Below are 19,945 nucleotides of genomic sequence, written 5' to 3' on the forward strand. Positions count from 1 at the left end.
CCCCAGACGGTCATGCAGCCGGGTATTAAACAGCGTATTTGCCGCCTGAATATTGGCCAGATAGCTACCAATTTCCGGGCGATACAGATGTTTTCTAACAGGCGGTTCTGGTGGTTACAGGTGGCTCAGGTGTCACAGGCGGTTCTGGTGTTACAGGGGGCTCAGGTGTTACAGGTGGCTCAGGATCGGGTTCCGGGATGACGGGGAGTACCGGGGTATACGGTCCAGCGGGAATTTCACTGGTTAAAAACCAGTTCTGGTTGTCGCTTTTTACCACGTTGTAGTCATAGGGACCGGCAACAATACGACCTTCTTTACTGAAAACGCCCTCTGACAGGCCGCCAACCTCGACAATTTTTATCCCTTCCAGAGTATCCGCGCCCAGACCGCCCGCATTGTTGACCATAACGCGGGTACTACCGGAAGTATCCCCTTTTACGATGAGCTTATCAGTCGCGGAATTATCATCGCCGAGCTCGGTACGCATAACTAACAAACCATTATTAGCAGTGTAATTACCATTAATGGTGAGTGTGGCAGGCGTGAATTTGTCGCCATTTTTTGAGGAAGACAGTGTTGCTGTACCCGCCAAATCCAGTGTATTTAAGGTTTGTGAAAAACCGTCTAAATCGATATTCCCTTCACTGTCGACAACATAATCGGAGTTTGGGCTGAAGGTATCGTTGATACCGGCGCGCAAGGTGCCTTTATTAATATTTGTTTGGCCAGAGTAGGTATTTGCGCCAGTCAACGTCGTGACTCCGGAACCTTCCTGGTTAACTTCGCCTTTGCCAACTATATCTGCAGCCAGGATAAAATCTTCGCTGGAGTGGTTAAAATTAATTTGGGCAGTACTATTCCCGACATTGCTTCCCATATGGATAATCGGCGTCTTGATGATCCCCGCTTTCTGTTCTGCTTCTCCCTGCGCTCCACCAATGTTTAGAATACCGGTGCTGGTTTCTGCTATCCCAAGCCAGATAAATTGATTAGCACTGACCGTAGCATTATTACTAACGGTAAGTATCCCCTTGGCCTCGTTCTGCAATGAACTCAATCCCCCGAGGTTGATATATTCATTCACTGTTAATGAAGAATTATCGCCATCAACCAGCGTTTCACCGTATCCAGTCCCGTGAAAATCAGCTGAACTTCCAGTAAAACCAATGAGCACATCCTTTGATGCTGTAAGACGACCGCCATGCGTGATTTCGAGTTTACCTGTTCCCTGATCGCCGACCATCACATACGTTGCAGAAACGGAAGAACCCGCACCGTCAATTATGACTTGCCCTTGTGCCTGGTAATCATATTCACCGATTCTAAATTCATTTAAATCGGTGATAGTACTGCCGCTAAGCACCATTAAGGTTCCTGAACCACCATTGATACCTAAATAAATATTGCGTTCATAAGGCGATGCCTTATTAATCGTCAGATGAGCATTGTTTTCTAATTTCATTATCCCTGAAGTTGCATTACCGATTGTGATTTTGGAGGTGGTCAGATCACGCCCATCTATATTTAACGTTCCTTCACTTGTTGCTCCAACATTAAGATAACGAAATTGATCCCAGGTTGATGAATTATTTTCGGATGAGGATAGCGTTACAACATCATTATTGTTGATAGTAACATCACTGTTGATACTTGTTGGTGGTGCCCATGCCAGTGCAACGGGTATTGATAACACGGTCGAAATAGCTATTGCCAGCGTTGACAAGGGATGCTTTTTGATGTTCATAAAGTTCCTTCTCATCCTTATGATTTATTTTTAGATAAATAATGAACTCACAGTAACTACGTAAGAAAATTAGATTTTAACGTCTTTGGAACAGGTTACTGTTTCTTCAAATGAAGAGTAGTGCGTGAAACCAATGTTTATAAATCAGTTTAATTTATGGTTAATTTAATATTAATTTATTTTGATGGTTTAGGTGTTGTGCTAAAAAATAAGTTGCATAGTTTTCTGTAGCAAAAATCTTTAAATATCTTAAGTGGTAAAAAATGATAAAAAGAAAAATGAGGAAAATCATTAAGATATATGATGCCGATATTTTTTGAATTTAATAAAAGTGACGAATTAATTGCATGTTTATTGTTTGTACATTTTCTTAGAAGGGGTAAACACCAGGATTTTTATCAAAAAAATAATATAAATGTGATTTCTGTGTATCGATAAAACGCATAAAAATATGAGATAAAACACACGATTCTTAAGAAGAATATAAATACATTGTCTATTTTTTTGATTGCAGAACTGTTTATTAAGCAACTCTCAATAATGGCATCATTTGGCGTTGATTAAACAACCGTTTACAGAATGAGCATATAAAAAAGGGAGCTGCAGCTCCCTTTGACAACCTTAGTGCGCACCGCCTCCGCCGCCACCTGCGCCAAATGGCGGTTTAGCAAACCACACCAGCCCCAGCAGGATGAGGAATATCCCGGCTGACATCCAGAAGATCTCATTGGCGGAAATAATCAGCCCCTGATTGGTGATCTGCTGAGCAATCCAGCCCGATGCCTGCTGTTGCGTCATCCCCAGACCTTCCAGTTGACTGTACATCGCCTGGGCGTTCGGGTTATACGGGTTCACCGATTCGGTCAACTGAGCATGGTGCATCGACTCGCGGTTAGTCCACATCGTCGTCGTTATGGACGTACCGATAGACCCCGCCAGCGTTCGCGTAAAGTTGGAGAGGCTCGACGCCGCCGCCAGTCGTTCCGGTGGCAGACCAGACAGCGTAATGGTGGTCAGCGGCATAAAGAAGCAGGCCACTGCGAAGCCCTGGATAAACTGCGGCCAGGCCGACGCGCCAAAATCCATACCCGGTTCAAAGGTATAGGCACGCCAGTAGAAGCAGACGGCATACATAATAAAGCTGAACGTCACCAGCCGCCGCATATCCAGTTTATGCGCAAATCGACCGATAATCGGCGACAGGATCACCGGAATAATCCCTACCGGCGCAGAGGCCAGCCCTGCCCATGTTGCCGTGTAGCCGTAGACTTCCTGCAACAGCTGCGGCAGCAGAACAATAGCGCCGAAGTAGAGCATATACGCGAGGCTGATACACAAGCAGCCGATGGTGAAGTTGCGCGACTTAAACAACGACAGATCGACTATCGGGTTATCATCCGTTAGCTCCCAGACAATCAGGAAGCAGATAGCCACCACCGCCACCACGGTAAGGATAATAATTTCCTGTGATGAGAACCAGTCCAGCTCTTTACCCCGGTCGAGCATAATCTGTAGGCTGCCGATACTAATCACCAGCAGCGCCAGCCCCACGGCATCAATCCGCCGCCGCTCGGTACGGGTTTCACGTCCGCGCAGGGTTTGCAGTGTCATCAACACAACGGCTACGCCAATCGGTACGTTGATGAAGAATATCCAGCCCCAGTGGTAATTATCGCTGATATAACCGCCGAGGATTGGCCCGCAGATAGGCGCGACAATCACCGTCATCGACCACAACGCCAGCGCGATAGAACGTTTGGCAGGTGGGTAGTTATTCAGTAACAGACTTTGCGAAAGCGGGATCAATGGCCCGGCGACAATCCCCTGAATCACGCGGAAGAAGATCAGCATATTCAGACTGCTGGAGACACCACATGCCCACGAAGCAATGGCGAAGGCGATGGTCGACCAGAGGAACAGTTTCACTTCCCCGAAGCGCTTTGCCAGCCAGCCGGTAAGAGGGATCGAGATGGCATTCGCCACCCCGAAGGAGGTGATTACCCACGTTCCCTGACTGAGTGATGAACCCAGGTTCCCGGCGATAGTGGGGATCGCCACGTTAGCAATGGTGGAGTCCAGCACCTGCATGAATGTCGCCAGCGACAGCGCAATCGTCATAATGACCAGTTGCGCGCCTTCCAGCGGTTTTTGCTGTTGCATCACACGCACCTCTGGATTAGCCAGCGTTAGCTTTTACGATGTCGTCGATCAGTTTATTGACAGGTGCCAGGCTGATTTCACGCGCGGTGCTTACCGCGACCGGTGTGGAGCGTACTTTGTTTGCCAGTACCTGGCCGTCACGGTTAGTGGTATTGACGCTCACCAGCGTGGATAAACCGATACGCAGCGGGTATTGTTCCAACTGTTTCTGGTCCAGTTCGATACGAACAGGCAGACGCTGAACGACTTTGATCCAGTTACCGGTGGCGTTTTGCGCCGGAAGCAGCGAGAACGCGCTACCCGTACCCATATCCAGACCAACCACTTTACCGGTGTATTTCACATCATCGCCGTAAATATCGGTGGTGATGGTAACCGGCTGACCGATGCGCATATTGGCAATCTGCGTCTCTTTAAAGTTAGCATCCACCCACATATTCGTGGCTGGAACGACCGCCATCAGCGGCGTGGTTGGGCTAATTTGTGCACCAGGCTGTACTGCGCGACGGGAGACATAACCAGTCATCGGGCTGACAATACGGGTACGCTCCAGCGCCAGCCAGGCATTACGCACTTCAGTGGCAGCCTGTTGCACGGCAGGCTGATCTTCCAGTTTAGTCCCCAGAATCATCGCCTGATTGGCATTGTATTGTTGAATGGCGACATCCAGCTGCGCCTGGGCGCTGGTGACGGCGTCGCGGGCGTGTTGCAGCTCTTCGCGGCCAATCAGGTTGGCATTGCCCAGCGGCACGCGGCGGTTGTAGTCACTCTGAGCTTTGGCGAGGGCGATTTTCTGCACCTCAATATTTGCCTGCAACTGTTTGCTGTTAATCATCAGTTGGTGGGTTTGACGTACGCTGGAAGCCAGCGCAGTTTTGGCTTTTTCAAACGCCTGGCGAGCATCCGTCGGGTCGAGAGTGACCAGCACATCGCCTTCTTTTACAAAATCGGTGTTATCGGCCCAGACTTTCGTCACACTGCCTGACACCTGAGACATAATTTGAATCTGATTTCCTGCCACGTATGCGTCATCCGTTTCTTCGAAATGACGCAGTACCAAAAACCAATAAATCCCTATCGCTACGGCAATAATAATAAAGAGCAAGGTGAGAAGGAGGAGCAGACGCTTACGTTTGCCGCTCTTCTTTACCGGTTGCTGCGGGGTTTGTGTCTCCGCATTTGCGCTCATAGTATTCTCCACGATCTTCTTAACTCATCGGCTGAGCCGACCTGCTTGCCAAAAAGGCCAGCACGTTGCGATGCTGGCCGGTCAGTTTTTCTTTTATAAGTCTGGATTTTTGAGCGAGATGACGCGTTAGCTCATCGCTTCGAGAACAGCACCGTCTTGTTCCATCTGATCGAGACGGGAGAGCAATTTGCGGGTGATTTGCTCGAGCTGATCTTTTTCTGTTGTGCTGAGCGCGGACCAGAGTTGATGCAGGCAGTTATGCTGCGGCGGTAAAACCTCGCGCAAAAACTCGTGACCTTTTTCCGTTAATTGCAGATGCAGGCAGCGGCGATCGTTATCGCTTTCACGACGTTCGATCCAGCCACGTTTTTTCCAGCTCATCGGCAATACGCGTCGCATTGGTACGGGATGATCCAAGAGCACAGCTCAATTCAGAAGGCTGAATACTGTGGTTTTCCTGAGACTCCAGCGTAATCAACGCCATAAACAACGTCTCGTTAATCCCCTGAGCCTTCAGCATTTTATTGCGGTTCTCCAGCAGCTTGCTTTGCATATGCATACAAAGACGGGTCAGAAGGATCTCCTGATAAGGAAAATCTTCGTGGCGGCTGGCGCGAAATTTTAGCATTTGTTCAATGGGCGTAAACGAACTATCCATTTGGGTATGACCTCATTAATTTCAGCCGATATAGTAACGACAGTGACAAATAAAGTAAATGTATTGTTTTAGAAAAATGATTCTTGTGGTCTATAGAAACGTCATCACTTTCCACGTCAGCCCGTAGGCCAGCGCACTCAATAAAGTGGGAATAATGATGCTGCGTGTTTTATAGAAACTGGCTCCCAGTACCGCAAAACCGACCAGCGTGGGTACGAAACGGCGTGAATCGTGTATCACTTCTGGTGCGGTAGAGACAACCAGCAGAGCGCAAATCGAGGCGATGCCAATGGTGTCGAGCAAAATACCCACTGCGCCACGCTTGGTTGGGCGGGCATTGCCCACTCGCAGGCGTAGGGGTAAATAGCGGAAGCAGTAATTCGCCGCGCCAACCAGTAATCCAAGCAGCAGAACCTCATAGCTCATCAGGTGCTCCTTGCCAGAATGACTGGATTAACGCAGTGAGGCAGCCAAAGACAATGCCGGCCAGAATGGCGACGGGAATAGAAAATAGCGTTACGCCAGCAAGGGCACCAACTAACGCTGCGGTAACGCAAAGAGATTGTTTGCGCTGGAAAGAGGCGAGCAGAAAACTCATAAAGAGTGCCGGCAGCATAAAGCCTAATGCTGCTTCGACGGCTGGATAACCTTGCAGCAAACCGCTGCCCGAAAATGCCCCTATTACCGTACCAAATACCCACGATGACCATGAACTGAAGGCAATGCCGATCATCCAGTTTTCGCTCCAGCGGCGATTATTACGTACCAGTTTTGCCGTTGCTGCGGCAAAAACTTCGTCCGTCAGGCCAAACGCCCACAGTGCGGTTTTCGATTTTTGCAGGCGTTGAACAATGCGGCTACGCAACGATGGACCATACAGTACATGGCGAACATCCATTGCCATAACGGTCAATGCGGCTACCCACAAGCTACTACCAGCTGCCAGCATTGCGGTGATGACAAACTGGCTCGCTCCTGCATAAATAATGCAGGAGAAAAAAACGCTTTCCAGGGGAGAGAATCCCAGACGGGTCGCATTCAGACCAAATGCAAAGGCCACCGGAATATAACTAATAACAATCGGTAAACTATCTTTGCAGCCTTCCATGAAGGTCGCCGAACCAGAAGCAGGCAGTGGAGTAGGGCTTACCATAGAGTGTACGCTTAACGATTGTTAATATTATTAATAGTCTGGATGAATATCCTAACCTTATCAGACTGATGGGATTCTTAACACCCTTATAAGTGTAAAGCCACGAAAACGGTTGCTGATTGCTTAATTTGCGACTTCCTGACGATGAAAACCTCGCCACCAGACCAGTAAGTTAACTAGGGCAATCGTCGCGCCAGCCAGACAAACGCCAGCCCAACCGGCATGTTGCCAGGCGGATGCCGAGATCAGCGAACCAGCAGCACCGCCAATAAAGTAGCTGGTCATGTAACCTGCGGTCAGGCGATTACGCGCATCAGGATGAATACGATAAATCACGGTTTGATTGGTGATATGCACGCCCTGCACGGTGAGATCCAGTATCAGAATGCCGATAATTAGCGCCAGTACGGAAGCGTGGCCAAACCAGATCGCCAACCATGAAAGTAACAACAGCAGCAGACCAAACGTTGTTGTGAGATGCGATTTGCCCTTATCGGCAAAACCGCCCGCCGGGCGAGCGCCCAACGCCCCGGCAGCTCCCGCAAGTCCAAACAGACCAATTACGCCATCGCTGTAATTAAAAGGCGGCGCGGCGAGCAAAAAAGCCATTGATGTCCAGAGAATGCTGAAGTTGGCAAAAGTCAGGCAGCCCAGTATCGCGCGGGTACGCAGGATCTTATCGCTGATAAACATGCTGAAAACGGAACCAAGCAACTGTGGGTAGTTGAGGTGGGTTTCAGATTTCATTTGTGGCAGGCCGCGCCATAACGCCAGTGCCATCAGTGCCATTAACACCGATGCGACCCAAAAGACGGTGCGCCAGCCGCCGAGATTCGCCAGCAACCCGGCAACGGTACGCGCCAGCAAAATCCCCAGCAGCAGGCCACTCATAATGGTGCCAACCACCTTGCCGCGTTTGTCCGGTGAAGCCAGCGTCGCCGCCAGCGGAACCAGAATTTGTGCCACGACAGAGAATAAACCGGTTAATGCCGTACCGAGGATCATCATCGCCAGCGACTGACTGCTGGCGGTAATCAACATACCGCCTGCTGCCAGTAAGGTCATGGTGACAATCAGGCGGCGGCGTTCAAACATATCACCGAGGGGAACAAGAAACAGCAGACCTGCGGCATAGCCCAACTGCGCGGCGGTAACAATAAAGCCCGCCGAACTGGCGGAAAGGGAAAAGTTACGCGCGATGGTGTCGAGCAATGGCTGTGCGTAATAGTTGCTGGCGACCGCCAGACCGGTGGCGATCGACATTAGCACGATCAGCGCCGGGCTAAGCTCATGATTGGGTTTAGTCATTATTTTTGTTCATCAGGTGATGATTAAGCTGGAAATCAATAATAGCGGATGTTGATGAATATGGGATGAAAGATAGATTGTTGAAATGTGCGGTGTGGTTTTGTAGGCATGATAAGACGCGGCCGCGTCGCATCAGGCATTGAGCACAGAACGGCGGATGCGGCGAAAACGCGTTATCCGCTCTACGGAATGAGTGTGGTTTGTAGGCCTGATAAGACGCGGCGCGTCGCATCAGGCATTGTGTACAGAGCGGCGGATGAGGCAAAAAACGCCTTATCCGCCCGAATAAAAATTACTTCTGCGCTGCCAGCGCCTCATTCACCCAGCCATCGAACTGCTGCTGGTGGGCTTTGATCCAGCCATCAACGTGGCCCTGAATATCGCCTTCTGAGGCTTTGCCGTCATGCATAATGGCGTTCTGGGCGTTAATATCTGCCACTGGCAACTGCATAATGGCAAACAGTTTCGCTGCCGCCGGATTTTTCTCGGCCCAGGCTTTGTTGGCAACGATATGCATGGTGCTGACCGGGAAGCCGTAATTCGCGCCATTCGGCAGTTTGGTATCGGCATTTTTATCGCCCGGCAGTGCAGAGAACGGCACCTGCAACCAGACCACATCTTTCCCTGGCTTCAGCTCATTACTCACCCAGTACGGCGTCCAGGTGTAGTAAAACACTGGTTTGCCCTCTTTGTAGCGACTGATGGTGTCGGCCATCATCGCCGCATAGTTCCCCTGATTATGCGTCACGGTATTGGTCAGTTCATACGCGGCAAGCTGGTGGTTGATGGCACCTTCGCAGCCCCAGCCAGGATTACAGCCGGTTAAATCCGCTTTACCGTCGCCGTTGGTATCGAACAGTTTGGCGATCTTCGGATCTTTCAGTTGCGCGATGTTGGTGATTTTGTACTGGTCGGCAGTTTTCTTATCGATCAGGTAACCTTGTGCCGCGCCGTTAACAAATACCCCTTCACGATAAAATTTCTTATCGCCACCGGCAGCTTCGTACATGTTGTCATGCAGCGGCGTCCAGTTCACGGCGGTAAAGGTTGCATCGCCGGAAGCAAGCGAGGTATAGCCAACGTTGTAATCCACTTCGCTGGGTTTATTGACGGTATAACCTAATTTCTCCAGCGCACGACTAACCAGCAGCGTCTGGAAGGTTTCTTCAGTGATGGTGCTCTGAATCGGGTTTACGGTAATGCCTTTGCCCGGCAGATCGGCAGCAAAAGTTTGTGTAGAGATAAGCGTGGCAAACGCTGTCGCAAAAAGTACGCTATGTCGCATTGTTATTCCTTTTTTTGGCAGGGTGATATGCCCGGCGTCACCGGGCAAGTGCAGAGTTACTTAATGAATGGGCGGGTCAGCAGACCAACAGGGCCAGTGGTGTACCAGCGGCGGTTGCCGCGACTGCGTGAGTCACGCCCAACGGCCTGCGTCAGGCGGTCGAGGATAATGGCGAGGATCACAATCCCGACGCCGCCAACGGTGGCAAGCCCCATATCCAGACGACCGATACCGCGAAGTACCATCTGACCCAGCCCGCCGACGGCAATCATCGAGGCGATGACCACCATAGAAAGGGCCAGCATCAGCGTCTGGTTAACGCCCGCCATAATGGTCGGCATCGCCAGCGGTAACTGAACTTTGAACAGCATCTGGCGCGGGCTGGCACCGAATGAGCGCGAGGCTTCAATCAGATCCGCCGGAACCTGGTTAATCCCCAGAATAGTCAGGCGGATAATCGGCGGCAGCGCAAAGATGATCGTCACCACCACGCCCGGCACGTTACCGATACCAAACAGCATGACGATTGGCACCAGATAAACAAACGCCGGCGTGGTCTGCATGGCATCAAGCAGTGGACGAATAATTTTCGCCGCTCGCGGACTTCTCGCCAGCCAGATCCCCAACGGCAAACCGATGACGATACAGAACAGCAGGGCGGTTAACACCAGCGCCAGGGTAACCATGGCCTGCGACCAGGCACCGATTGCGCCGATGGCAATCAGCGAAACCAGCGTCGCGACGCCCATTCCGACACCGGAAATTTGCCAGGCGATGAGAGCGAATACGATAATCGCCACCGGCGCGGGCATACCCAGCAGCAATTGCTGGAAACCGTTGAGGATGTAATCGACCGGAACGCGCACGCCCTGGAAGACGGGACGGAAATGGGTAACGACCCAGTCGATCCCTTCAGTGACCCAACTGTCGAGTGGGATCAGTGTCTTATGGAACGGATCGAGAATGTTAAAATGCTCGGCGTTTGGCGCAGGCGTGCTGGTCAGCCAGTCGGCGCCGCCACCGTCAGTCGGTGTAGCAGCCGGTGTACCCCAGGCATCTGCGGATTGTGCGGCACTGTCCGCCGCTGGTGTGGTATCCCACGGATTATTTTGATCAGCCATTATTTACCCCCTCACGATCTAAAGCGCGCAGCAGCATTCCTTTCGAAATGATGCCGACATACTGTTGGTCCTCGTCGACCACGGGCACCGCACAGGGTGCCTGTCCGACATGAGAGAGCAACTCGCTAAGAGGCGTTTGCGCATCGACCGCTAACGGCGCATCAATCAGCGCCGCATCAAGACCTTGCTGCTGCGTTAATGCGGCCTTAAGCGAATCGATAGAGACTGCGCCGACAAACTTATTACCGCGTTCGATAACGTAGCCATATTCGCGATCTTCATCCTGCAATAATTTCAGTGCCGAACGTGGGCCGAAGCCAGGGGTTTTACGAATTAAGCCATTAGGGCTGCGGCGGGCAATATCTTTCGCACTGAATACCTGACTAATATCGACGCCACGGAAGAAGGTACGGACATAATCATTCGCCGGATTATTGAGAATTTCATCCGGTGTGCCGACCTGTACCACTTCACCATTTTGCATAATGGCAATTCGGTCGCCAATACGCATGGCTTCATCGAGATCGTGGGAAATAAAGACAATGGTGCGCTGATGTTTCGCCTGTAATTTTACCAGCTCATCCTGCATCTCGGTGCGAATTAATGGATCGAGCGCCGAGAAGGCTTCGTCCATTAATAATATATCCGGATTAATCGCTAATGCACGGGCTAATCCCACACGTTGACGCATCCCGCCAGAGAGTTCATCCGGGTAGCTGTGGGCATAATTTTCCAGCCCGACCTGACGCAGTGCATCAATGGCTTTTTCCCGGCGTTCTTCGGCATTAATTCCGGCCAATTCCATACCGAACGCAGTATTGTCCAGCACGGTCATATGCGGCATTAAGGCAAAGGACTGGAAGACCATCGCAATCTTTTTTCTGCGCACCTCACGGAGTTCGGTGTCGGATATTTTGGCAATATCCACACCATCAATCAGCACTTGCCCGCGGGTGGGTTCAATCAGGCGATTGAGAAGGCGTACCATTGTGGATTTACCCGAGCCGGATAATCCCATGATGACAAATATCTCGCCTTCTTCAATGGCCAGACTGGCGTCTTTTACGCCAAGCGATAGCCCAGTTTTTTCCAGAATTTGTTCTTTTGAAAGTCCTTGTTCGATATATTTGAAAGCTCGCTGTGGATGCTCGCCAAATATTTTATAAAGATTTTTAATTTCTAATTTAATTGCCATGCAATAGAAAGATTCCTGTTATTTGTTTATGTCGATATATTACCCAATGGAAATAGTCACTTTTTTCTACCCTAACATACTGAGAATCTGAGGCAACCCCTGATGGCAAATGTGGCATGAATATTGATGCGAGCAAATTGCCGGAATTTCCCATGATATAAGGGCTGAGAGCAAATCGAGAAAGTTGATATTTTTTGTCATAGATAGCGAAAAAAACGCCTGAATATTGTAGTTTCAGGCGAATAATGCAACAGAGTATCAGTGTAGATCACCACAAAATATTTGCGTGATAAAAAGCTATCTGGCAGGAATTAATTCCCTGCTGCGGGTAGTGATATTTTTAAAAATAGCCCCGTCAGAAATTCCAGTCTTCATCTTCTGTTTCGACCGCTTTCCCCATCACATAAGAGGAGCCAGAGCCGGAAAAGAAGTCGTGATTTTCATCGGCATTCGGCGAAAGCGCGGCGAGGATTGCCGGATTCACTTCCGCCATTTCTGCGGGAAATAACGGTTCGTAGCCCAGATTCATCAACGCCTTATTGGCGTTGTAGCAGAGAAACGCTTTTACATCGTCAGCCCACGGGGTTTCGGCGTACAGCTCATCGGTGTATTGCAACTCGTTGTCATAAAGTTCCAGCAACAAATCGAAGGCGAAACTCTTCAATTCTTCACGTTGTGCCTGGGAGATCTTTTCCAGGTTTTTCTGATATTTATAGCCGATGTAGTAACCGTGGACTGCTTCATCGCGGATAATCAGTCGGATCAGGTCTGCGGTATTGGTCAGCTTTCCGCGGCTGGAAAAATACATCGGCAGCCAGAAGCCAGAATAGAACAAAAATGATTCAAGAAAGACACTGGCGATTTTCTTTTTCAGCGGATTATCGCCGCGATAATGTTGCTGAATAATCTGAGCTTTTCGCTGCAACGGTGCGTTTTCTTCACTCCAGGCGTAGGCGGCATCGACATCTTTGGTCTGGCACAACGTCGAGAAAATCGAACTGTAAGAGCGGGCATGAACCGCTTCCATAAAGCTGATATTCGATAATACCGCCTCTTCATGAGGCGTGAGCGCATCGGGCATCAGCGAAGGCGCGCCGATAACATTTTGCAGCGTGTCGAGCAGCGTCAGGCCAGTAAAAACGCGCATCGTCAGTTGTTGTTCTACGGCACTTAACGTTTGCCACGCAGGAACATCGTTCGACAGCGGCACCTTTTCTGGTAGCCAGAAATTGCTGGTCAGGCGATTCCACACCTCCAGATCTTTATCGTCAGATATCTTGTTCCAGTTGATGGCGCTGATACGTGAGAGTTTCATAGATATTCCTTAAAGTGCACAGGAGACGCAGCCTTCAATTTCAGTGCCTTCCAGCGCCATCTGACGCAGGCGGATGTAGTAGAGCGTTTTGATGCCTTTGCGCCAGGCGTAAATCTGCGCTTTGTTGATATCGCGAGTGGTGGCGGTATCGGGGAAAAACAGCGTCAGCGACAGCCCCTGATCGACATGGCGAGTCGCTTCCGCGTAGGTGTCGATGATCTTTTCTGCGCCGATTTCGTAAGCATCCTGATACAGCGCCAGATTCTCGTTAGTCATAAACGGGGCAGGGTAGTAAACGCGTCCTGTTTTGCCCTCTTTGCGTATCTCTACTTTCGCCACAATCGGATGAATACTCGACGTAGCATGGTTGATGTAAGAGATAGAACCGGTTGGCGGCACCGCCTGAAGATTCTGGTTGTAAATGCCGTAGCGCATCACGTCGTCGCGCAGTTGCACCCACATCTCACGGGTAGGTAACGTAATTCCGCTGCGGGCAAACAGTTCGCCAACTTTCGCCGTTTTCGGCTGCCAGTTACCTTGCAGATATTGGCTAAAATATTCACCGTTGGCATAGCGTGACTGTTTGAACCCGGCGAAGGTTTCACCGCGTTCGCGCGCCAGCAACATCGAGGTACGCAGTGCGTGCCAGGTGATGGTATAGAAATAGAGATTGGTGAAATCCAGTGCTTCCGGCGAACCATAAGCGATGCCTTCTCGCGCCAGATAACCGTGTAAATTCATCTGCCCCAGACCGATGGCGTGTGAGGCGGCATTTCCGGCTTCGATGGACGGCACGCTGCGGATATGACTCATATCTGACACCGCTGTTAAACCGCGTACCGCGGTCTCTACCGTGCGGGCAAAGTCGGGGGAATCCATGGTGTGGGCAATATTCAACGAACCTAAATTGCAGGAAATATCATGGCCTGTGCGGGCATAGTCGAGATTCTCGTCATACTCTGATGCGCTGTTAACCTGCAAAATTTCTGAGCAGAGATTGCTCATATTTATGCGCCCGGCGATAGGGTTAGCACGGTTAACCGTGTCTTCATACATGATGTAGGGATAGCCGGACTCAAACTGGATTTCTGCCAGTCGCTGGAAGAAATCACGGGCGTTGAGGTATTTTTTGCGGATGCGTTCATCGGCAACCAGTTCGTCATAGTGTTCACTGATGGCGATATCGGCAAACGGCTTGCCATAAACTCGCTCAACGTCATAAGGCGAAAACAGCGCCATCTGCGCATTCTCTTTTGCCAGATGGAAAGTGATATCCGGGATCACCACGCCCAGCGACAGTGTTTTAATGCGGATTTTTTCGTCGGCATTTTCCCGCTTTGTATCGAGAAAACGCAGAATATCGGGATGATGGGCATGTAAATAGACTGCACCTGCCCCCTGACGAGCGCCGAGTTGGTTGGCATAGGAAAATGCGTCTTCCAGCATTTTCATCACCGGAATTACGCCAGCAGATTGATTTTCAATACGTTTAATTGGCGCGCCTGCTTCCCGCAGATTCGACAGCAAAAATGCCACGCCGCCGCCGCGTTTCGACAGTTGCAGTGCGGAATTTACCGCCCGACCAATCGACTCCATATTGTCTTCAATACGCAGTAAAAAACAGGAAACCAGTTCGCCGCGCTGCTGTTTACCGCAGTTGAGGAATGTCGGCGTGGCTGGCTGAAAGCGTCCTGACAGCATCTCATCAGTCAGTTGTAACGCCAGCGTCTCATCGCCTTGTGCCAGCGTCAGCGCCACCATCGTGACTCGATCGGCAAAATCTTCCAGATAACGCTTACCGTCGAATGTCTTTAACGTATAGCTGGTGTAAAACTTCCATGCCCCGAGGAATGTCTGGAAACGAAAACCGCTGGCGTGCGCGTGGGCAAACAGCGTAATGACAAAATCGCGAGAGTAGCGATTAAGAACGCTTTCATCATAGTAACCTTCGTTGACCAGCCAGTTCAGGCGCTGCTGCTGGCTACTGAAGGTCACACTGTTCGGACGCACATGCGTCGCCATAAAGGCGTCAACAGCCTGGTGGTCTTTATCGAACTGAATGCGACCTGCGCTATCGTAAAGGTTAAGCATCGCATTCAGCGCGTGGTAATCCATCGTGTTCTGCGTCAGGCGTTCTGCGGTTGTCGTTGCCAAAATTCGGTTACTCCTTTACGAACGTTTTCGATATCGCTTTGCGTACCCATGAGCTCAAAGCGGTACAGCCACGGCACGCTGCATTTCCGGGCTATCACATCTCCGGCGCGGCCATACGCCTCACCAAAGTTGCGATTACCCGAAGCAATCACGCCGCGAAGCAACGCCCGGTTGTGCTCGTCGTTTAAAAAGCGAATTACCTGTCGTGGCACCGCGCCAGCCGTACCGCCGCCGCCGTAAGAGGGCACGATCAGGATGTAAGGCTCGTCTACCTGAATCTGCTCCCGCTCATTGAGCGGGATGCGCACCGCGGGCAGCCCTAAACGTTCGATAAAACGCTGCGTATTTTCGGAGCTGCTGGAAAAGTAGACGAGCTGGCTCATGCACTGGCCGCGTGTGGCGCTGGATGCAGACGATTGATCATGTCCGGGCGGAAACCAGACCAGCTAAGATCGCCTGCAATCACAACCGGCAACTGACGAAAGCCCTGAGCACGCAACGCTTCTGCCGCTTCAGGAACGCGATCGACATTAATCATTTCAAAATCAAAGCCCCGGTTTTCCATCGCCCGTTTGGTGGCGTGGCACTGAACGCAATCGTTACGAGTGTAAATAGTAATGCGCATGATTCGTATTTCCGTTTAAAATGAAGATACGGCGCGATGATACGCGTCGGGTTGTCTCTCTGTTGATACAGGGATACTAGATGTAGTTGAAAAAAGATTCAACCACACAATATATAGCAAATAGTGGTCAGAATTACCCTGGATATGAGCGTGACGGGGTAGGGGGATTGTTGTTCTATAGCCGGGTGATTACCCGGCATCAAGAAGTTACACGCGCATGGAAACGGCCAGACGGTTAAAACAATTCATCAGCCCGATGGCAAAGGTTAAGTCGCTGATCTCTGCTGCACTGAAATATTCAAGCAAAGGCTGATAAACCTCGTCTTCCGCATGGGTTCGGGCAATATCGGTTACCGATTCCGCCCATGCCAGCGCCGCCCGCTCGCGATCGTCAAAATGATGGCTTACGCGCCAGCCTGCCAGGGCGTCCAGTTTGTGCTGCGGCACGCCGGATTTGCGTAATGCTTTGCTGTGCATCTCCAGACAAAATGCGCAGCCGTTGATTTGCGAGACGCGCAAATAAATTAACTCCATCAGCGTGGTATCCAGCGCGCTATTTTCCAGTGCTGTTTTGGCCTGCACCAGTGCGTTATACACTGCCGGGCTAAGTTCGTAGTAAGGCTGACGTAATGTAGTCATACTGTTTCTCCTCTTATTAACGCCCGCAATGTAGCACTATAATGGACTGCTAAAGAGAGCCATAAATTACGTAAAAAAGCAGACCATATGCCACGTTATCAGGATATCGCCCGTCAGTTAAAAACGGCTATTGAGCAAGGGGAACTGAAACCTGGCGCAAGGCTACCTTCGAGTCGTACCTGGTCGCAGGAACTGGGTGTGTCTCGATCCACTGTCGAAAATGCGTATGCTGAGCTGGTGGCGCAAGGATGGCTGGTCAGGCGGGGACAGGCTGGCACATTTGTCAGTGAGCAGTTACATCCGCAACAATCTGCTGTGGATGTCGTGGCTTTTGCTGGTGAAAGTCAGCAGCCACTGCCTTTTCAGATGGGGTTACCCGCACTCGATCTCTTTCCGCGAGAGCAGTGGGCGCGGGTGATGGGCCGCCGTCTGCGTACCCAGACGCGCTTTGATTTGGCATTAGGTGATGTCTGCGGCGAGGCAGCCTTGCGTGAGGCAATAGTTGATTACTTACGCGTTTCACGCGGGATTGAATGCCAGCCAGAGCAGGTCTTTATCACTCACGGTTATGCGGCCTCAATGGCTTTAATTCTGCACGCGCTGGCGAAACCGGGAAACGGGATGTGGATGGAAGATCCCGGCTTTCCACTGATTCGCCCGATTGTCACTCGCCACGGTGTGGAAATTTTACCGGTGCCGGTTGATGACAACGGACTGGATGTCACAAGCGGAATACAAAATTATCCTGATGCGCGTTTTGCTCTGATTACGCCGGCACACCAGAGCCCGCTGGGTGTGGCGCTCTCTTTAGCGCGCAGGCACCAGATACTGGAATGGGCAGAGCGTAGTCAGGCATGGATTATTGAAGATGATTACGACAGTGAGTTTCGCTATCACGGTAAGCCGTTACCGGCGCTGAAAAGTCTCGACGCACCGCAGCGGGTAATTTATGCCGGAACATTCAGCAAATCGCTATTTCCTGCACTGCGCTGTGCGTGGCTGGTGGTGCCGGTGGAGCAGATTACGCAATTCCGCCAACAGGCGTCACTGGAGCCATGTGCGGTACCCGTACTGTGGCAGAACACACTGGCAGATTTCATTCGTGAGGGGCATTTCTGGCGGCATCTGAAGAAAATGCGTCAGCACTATGCTCAACGTCGGCAGTGGATTGAGCAGGCGTTGACGCAGCAGGGATTTCAGGTTGTGCCGCAAAAAGGCGGTATCCAGATGGTTATCAGCATGGTGGGCGACGATATTGCCCACGCGCGTAAAGCCAATGCTGCTGGCCTTGCGGTGCAGGCACTTAGCGACTGGCGTATCCGCTCAAATGGGGAAGGAGGATTGCTGCTCTCGTTTACCAATATCGTTAGCGAAAGTATGGCGCAGCAGGTGGCACAACAATTACGCAGTGCCTTAAGTTAAAAACCCCGAAGTCAGGCTTCGGGGCCAGGGACGTGTATATATTATCATTGTTTCACTACGATTTACGCATGCTTAACAACGCGCCGATAAAAATACCTACCGCAGCAGCTGTTCCCACACTACACCAGGGTCTTTCACGAACAAAAGAGTCTGCGCAGCCAACAGCATCGCGCGCGGCTTGCTGGACGCGAGTTCGACCATGCATCCGCGCCCTGGTTTCTTTCAGTAAAGCCTGAGCTTTACTGCGTGCGGCTTCGGCTTCCCCTTTAGCGTCGCTGCCCCAGGACTTCAATACAGATTCCAGGCTGTCAGCTAATTGATTGACATCATTCTGAATATCCTGCACGCCATCATCGACGTCGTTGCGGTTCGGTCTGTTAAACATATGATCTCCCATCAGGATTCAATGTAATTTTCAGTGTAGACCATAATTTTCTTAACAGAGATTCATCGTGGCTTTATGGACTTTTCTGAAAGCGTTGTGAATGCTCAATCAGGTAAGGTAGGGCCGCGGTAGATAATAACGAGGATAAAATATGTATTTACGACCAGACGAGGTGGCGCGCGTACTTGAGAAAGTCGGTTTTACCGTCGATGTGGTAACCCAGAAAACTTATGGTTATCGCCGTGGGGAAAATTATGTCTATGTTAATCGCGAAGCGCGAATGGGACGTACCGCACTGGTAATTCATCCCACGTTAAAAGAACGTAGTTCGACACTGGCAGAACCGGCTTCCGATATTAAAACTTGCGATCATTACCAGCAGTTCCCGCTCTATTTAGCGGGTGAGCGTCACGAGCATTACGGCATTCCACACGGTTTCAGCTCGCGTGTTGCGCTTGAACGTTATTTACATGGATTGTTTGGCGAAGCCAATTAAAGACGCGACTGGCATTGCCAGTCGCGACAAAGAAGGATCAGGCTTTTACCTGCTGGTAATTGCTGACTTTGAACAGGCGGCGGCAGTAATCAAGGAAGTAGCCATAGACCGCACCCATCAACATCGAAACGACGATGTTTGAACTGACCGCTGCCATAATCTGGTGCCAACCCGCGCCCACGACGAGTAAGATTGCCATATATACCGGTGACTGGAACGTCACATAAGCCAGAATATCCGCAAGATTTTTTACCCAGCCCGACGAGCCAACTTTGCGTGCCATTCGCATAAATAGATCGCGGTACATACCGTATGGCCATGCAATTAAGATGTTCACCGGAATCGCTACCAGTCTGGAATAAAGGGACTGTTCGAAGCTCATTCCGGAGAGAAATACTTCGATAAACATGTTCACGACAGAACAGTAAACAACCATCGCGAACGTATCTGCTACTGCATGACGCAAGCGTGACTGCGGTGAGAACATGCCCATGCTCCTTAATAAACGCGAAATCGGATGAATGTGAATGCAGTGGTTTAAATTACCGTTTGCACTTTCGCATAGCGTATATCGCTGGCTATGACTTATCAATTAGTGAAAAAATTTTTATTTCCTTGGTTTTTGTAGATAAAATATTCCGTAGTGGCGCATTTTTTGTACATTCTGGATTTTTTTATGTCTTAAAAGATAATATTATTTTAAATCATTATGTTATGACGTAGTTCTGATATTTTTTAGCAAAGTGTACAAGGTGTGTTTACGCAGCAAAGCGTAGAGAATTCGGCTTAGGGGCGCGCCTGGCCTCATTCCGCATCTTTTATGTTGTAAAGCCTGTAATGGCAGCACAAAGTTTCAAGTTGACATGGATAATATGTATTCTTTTTATATGCATATTTATGCTGATTGTGTGTTCCGTTATCGGCCGGGAGGTTGTATCGTACGCCGGAACACTCACCAGTAGCTGTAATAAGTAAGTTAAATGGCTGCTATATAATTTGCATATAAGCATTAATGTGTCAGCAAATAACGCACGAAATAATATCCCTTCGCGATTGTAAATATATTAAATTTTGTGGAAATATAATAAGTGATCGC

At 50.2% G+C, this 19,945-nt stretch carries 18 protein-coding genes and 1 pseudogene; 2 read left to right on the plus strand and 17 right to left on the minus strand.

All coding sequences use genetic code 11. From position 1 onward, the window contains the following. Positions 1 to 94 precede the first annotated feature (94 nt). The 15 genes and pseudogenes from CRI63_RS17015 to CRI63_RS17095 all read right to left on the minus strand — a co-directional run bounded on the left by CRI63_RS17015 (position 95) and on the right by CRI63_RS17095 (position 16,546). Positions 95 to 1,744 (minus strand): autotransporter outer membrane beta-barrel domain-containing protein, encoded by a 1,650-nt coding sequence (locus CRI63_RS17015; protein WP_240782759.1) that lies wholly within the window; start codon positions 1,742 to 1,744, stop codon positions 95 to 97. Positions 1,745 to 2,365: 621 nt separating this feature from the next. Continuing rightward, positions 2,366 to 3,904, minus strand: coding sequence for a multidrug efflux MFS transporter permease subunit EmrB (gene emrB / locus CRI63_RS17020; RefSeq protein ID WP_135520185.1), 1,539 nt, complete (start codon positions 3,902 to 3,904; stop codon positions 2,366 to 2,368). Between the two features lie 16 nt (positions 3,905 to 3,920). Further along, a complete protein-coding gene (emrA, locus tag CRI63_RS17025; protein ID WP_001295175.1) occupies positions 3,921 to 5,093 on the minus strand; it encodes a multidrug efflux MFS transporter periplasmic adaptor subunit EmrA in 1,173 nt (390 codons plus the stop codon). Positions 5,094 to 5,219: 126 nt separating this feature from the next. Further along, positions 5,220 to 5,751: pseudogene (gene emrR, locus CRI63_RS17030) on the minus strand (multidrug efflux transporter EmrAB transcriptional repressor EmrR). A gap of 90 nt (positions 5,752 to 5,841) precedes the next feature. Further along, a complete protein-coding gene (gene ygaH, locus CRI63_RS17035; protein WP_130210894.1) occupies positions 5,842 to 6,177 on the minus strand; it encodes an L-valine transporter subunit YgaH in 336 nt (111 codons plus the stop codon). Beyond that, positions 6,167 to 6,904, minus strand: coding sequence for an L-valine exporter subunit YgaZ (gene ygaZ / locus CRI63_RS17040; RefSeq protein WP_130210896.1), 738 nt, complete (start codon positions 6,902 to 6,904; stop codon positions 6,167 to 6,169). The genes ygaH and ygaZ overlap by 11 nt, the downstream gene beginning before the upstream one ends. 123 nt (positions 6,905 to 7,027) lie before the next feature. Beyond that, on the minus strand, positions 7,028 to 8,212 hold the full coding sequence (locus CRI63_RS17045) for an MFS transporter (RefSeq protein WP_135520187.1): 1,185 nt from the start codon (positions 8,210 to 8,212) through the stop codon (positions 7,028 to 7,030). A gap of 292 nt (positions 8,213 to 8,504) precedes the next feature. Further along, entirely contained in the window at positions 8,505 to 9,497 is a 993-nt protein-coding gene (proX, locus tag CRI63_RS17055) for a glycine betaine/L-proline ABC transporter substrate-binding protein ProX (RefSeq protein WP_032226031.1), read from the minus strand. 56 nt (positions 9,498 to 9,553) lie between these two features. Next, the gene (gene proW, locus CRI63_RS17060) at positions 9,554 to 10,618 is read right to left on the minus strand and encodes a glycine betaine/L-proline ABC transporter permease ProW (protein ID WP_130208067.1); all 1,065 of its coding nucleotides are present in this window, start codon (positions 10,616 to 10,618) and stop codon (positions 9,554 to 9,556) included. Then, entirely contained in the window at positions 10,611 to 11,813 is a 1,203-nt protein-coding gene (proV, locus tag CRI63_RS17065; RefSeq protein WP_130260066.1) for a glycine betaine/L-proline ABC transporter ATP-binding protein ProV, read from the minus strand. Before proV ends, proW begins: the two co-directional genes overlap by 8 nt. A 355-nt stretch (positions 11,814 to 12,168) precedes the next feature. Continuing rightward, positions 12,169 to 13,128 (minus strand): class 1b ribonucleoside-diphosphate reductase subunit beta, encoded by a 960-nt coding sequence (gene nrdF / locus CRI63_RS17075; protein ID WP_135520191.1) that lies wholly within the window; start codon positions 13,126 to 13,128, stop codon positions 12,169 to 12,171. A 9-nt stretch (positions 13,129 to 13,137) separates the two neighbouring features. Then, a complete protein-coding gene (gene nrdE / locus CRI63_RS17080; RefSeq protein ID WP_135520193.1) occupies positions 13,138 to 15,282 on the minus strand; it encodes a class 1b ribonucleoside-diphosphate reductase subunit alpha in 2,145 nt (714 codons plus the stop codon). Then, complete coding sequence (nrdI, locus tag CRI63_RS17085; protein WP_135520195.1) at positions 15,255 to 15,665, minus strand: class Ib ribonucleoside-diphosphate reductase assembly flavoprotein NrdI; 411 nt, start codon at positions 15,663 to 15,665, stop codon at positions 15,255 to 15,257. Before nrdI ends, nrdE begins: the two co-directional genes overlap by 28 nt. Next, the gene (nrdH, locus tag CRI63_RS17090; RefSeq protein WP_001223227.1) at positions 15,662 to 15,907 is read right to left on the minus strand and encodes a glutaredoxin-like protein NrdH; all 246 of its coding nucleotides are present in this window, start codon (positions 15,905 to 15,907) and stop codon (positions 15,662 to 15,664) included. The genes nrdI and nrdH overlap by 4 nt, the downstream gene beginning before the upstream one ends. Before the next feature lie 207 nt (positions 15,908 to 16,114). Continuing rightward, a complete protein-coding gene (locus tag CRI63_RS17095; protein ID WP_135520197.1) occupies positions 16,115 to 16,546 on the minus strand; it encodes a carboxymuconolactone decarboxylase family protein in 432 nt (143 codons plus the stop codon). 87 nt (positions 16,547 to 16,633) lie between these two features. Here CRI63_RS17095 and CRI63_RS17100 point away from each other — a divergent pair, with 87 nt between their 5' ends. Then, positions 16,634 to 17,968, plus strand: a complete 1,335-nt coding sequence (locus CRI63_RS17100) for a PLP-dependent aminotransferase family protein (protein WP_135520198.1) — start codon at positions 16,634 to 16,636, stop codon at positions 17,966 to 17,968. Between the two features lie 55 nt (positions 17,969 to 18,023). Here the strand turns inward: CRI63_RS17100 and CRI63_RS17105 are convergent, their stop codons facing one another. Then, on the minus strand, positions 18,024 to 18,353 hold the full coding sequence (locus CRI63_RS17105) for a DUF883 domain-containing protein (protein ID WP_001295174.1): 330 nt from the start codon (positions 18,351 to 18,353) through the stop codon (positions 18,024 to 18,026). Between the two features lie 151 nt (positions 18,354 to 18,504). Here CRI63_RS17105 and CRI63_RS17110 point away from each other — a divergent pair, with 151 nt between their 5' ends. Further along, on the plus strand, positions 18,505 to 18,849 hold the full coding sequence (locus CRI63_RS17110; RefSeq protein WP_130221564.1) for a DUF2002 family protein: 345 nt from the start codon (positions 18,505 to 18,507) through the stop codon (positions 18,847 to 18,849). A 37-nt stretch (positions 18,850 to 18,886) separates the two neighbouring features. Here the strand turns inward: CRI63_RS17110 and alaE are convergent, their stop codons facing one another. Further along, positions 18,887 to 19,336 carry an L-alanine exporter AlaE gene (alaE, locus tag CRI63_RS17115; RefSeq protein WP_130208083.1) on the minus strand — a complete coding sequence of 150 codons (450 nt, stop codon included), beginning with the start codon at positions 19,334 to 19,336 and terminating at the stop codon, positions 18,887 to 18,889. Between the last annotated feature and the right edge of the window lie 609 nt (positions 19,337 to 19,945).

Origin of the sequence: Escherichia sp. E2661 (genome assembly GCF_004745185.1) — a bacterium.
In the GTDB taxonomy this organism is placed as follows: domain Bacteria; phylum Pseudomonadota; class Gammaproteobacteria; order Enterobacterales; family Enterobacteriaceae; genus Escherichia.

What these genes read in the sequence shown, in the direction of transcription:
- nrdI (WP_135520195.1), bottom strand. Translation starts at nt 15,665, where the DNA reads ATGAGCCAGCTCGTCTACTTTTCCAGCAGCTCCGAAAATACGCAGCGT.
- CRI63_RS17110 (WP_130221564.1), top strand. Translation starts at nt 18,505, where the DNA reads ATGTATTTACGACCAGACGAGGTGGCGCGCGTACTTGAGAAAGTCGGT.
- CRI63_RS17045 (WP_135520187.1), bottom strand. Translation starts at nt 8,212, where the DNA reads ATGACTAAACCCAATCATGAGCTTAGCCCGGCGCTGATCGTGCTAATG.
- ygaH (WP_130210894.1), bottom strand. Translation starts at nt 6,177, where the DNA reads ATGAGCTATGAGGTTCTGCTGCTTGGATTACTGGTTGGCGCGGCGAAT.
- proW (WP_130208067.1), bottom strand. Translation starts at nt 10,618, where the DNA reads ATGGCTGATCAAAATAATCCGTGGGATACCACACCAGCGGCGGACAGT.
- emrA (WP_001295175.1), bottom strand. Translation starts at nt 5,093, where the DNA reads ATGAGCGCAAATGCGGAGACACAAACCCCGCAGCAACCGGTAAAGAAG.
- CRI63_RS17105 (WP_001295174.1), bottom strand. Translation starts at nt 18,353, where the DNA reads ATGTTTAACAGACCGAACCGCAACGACGTCGATGATGGCGTGCAGGAT.
- CRI63_RS17095 (WP_135520197.1), bottom strand. Translation starts at nt 16,546, where the DNA reads ATGACTACATTACGTCAGCCTTACTACGAACTTAGCCCGGCAGTGTAT.
- nrdH (WP_001223227.1), bottom strand. Translation starts at nt 15,907, where the DNA reads ATGCGCATTACTATTTACACTCGTAACGATTGCGTTCAGTGCCACGCC.
- emrB (WP_135520185.1), bottom strand. Translation starts at nt 3,904, where the DNA reads ATGCAACAGCAAAAACCGCTGGAAGGCGCGCAACTGGTCATTATGACG.
- proX (WP_032226031.1), bottom strand. Translation starts at nt 9,497, where the DNA reads ATGCGACATAGCGTACTTTTTGCGACAGCGTTTGCCACGCTTATCTCT.
- ygaZ (WP_130210896.1), bottom strand. Translation starts at nt 6,904, where the DNA reads ATGGTAAGCCCTACTCCACTGCCTGCTTCTGGTTCGGCGACCTTCATG.
- CRI63_RS17015 (WP_240782759.1), bottom strand. Translation starts at nt 1,744, where the DNA reads ATGAACATCAAAAAGCATCCCTTGTCAACGCTGGCAATAGCTATTTCG.
- CRI63_RS17100 (WP_135520198.1), top strand. Translation starts at nt 16,634, where the DNA reads ATGCCACGTTATCAGGATATCGCCCGTCAGTTAAAAACGGCTATTGAG.
- proV (WP_130260066.1), bottom strand. Translation starts at nt 11,813, where the DNA reads ATGGCAATTAAATTAGAAATTAAAAATCTTTATAAAATATTTGGCGAG.
- nrdF (WP_135520191.1), bottom strand. Translation starts at nt 13,128, where the DNA reads ATGAAACTCTCACGTATCAGCGCCATCAACTGGAACAAGATATCTGAC.
- alaE (WP_130208083.1), bottom strand. Translation starts at nt 19,336, where the DNA reads ATGTTCTCACCGCAGTCACGCTTGCGTCATGCAGTAGCAGATACGTTC.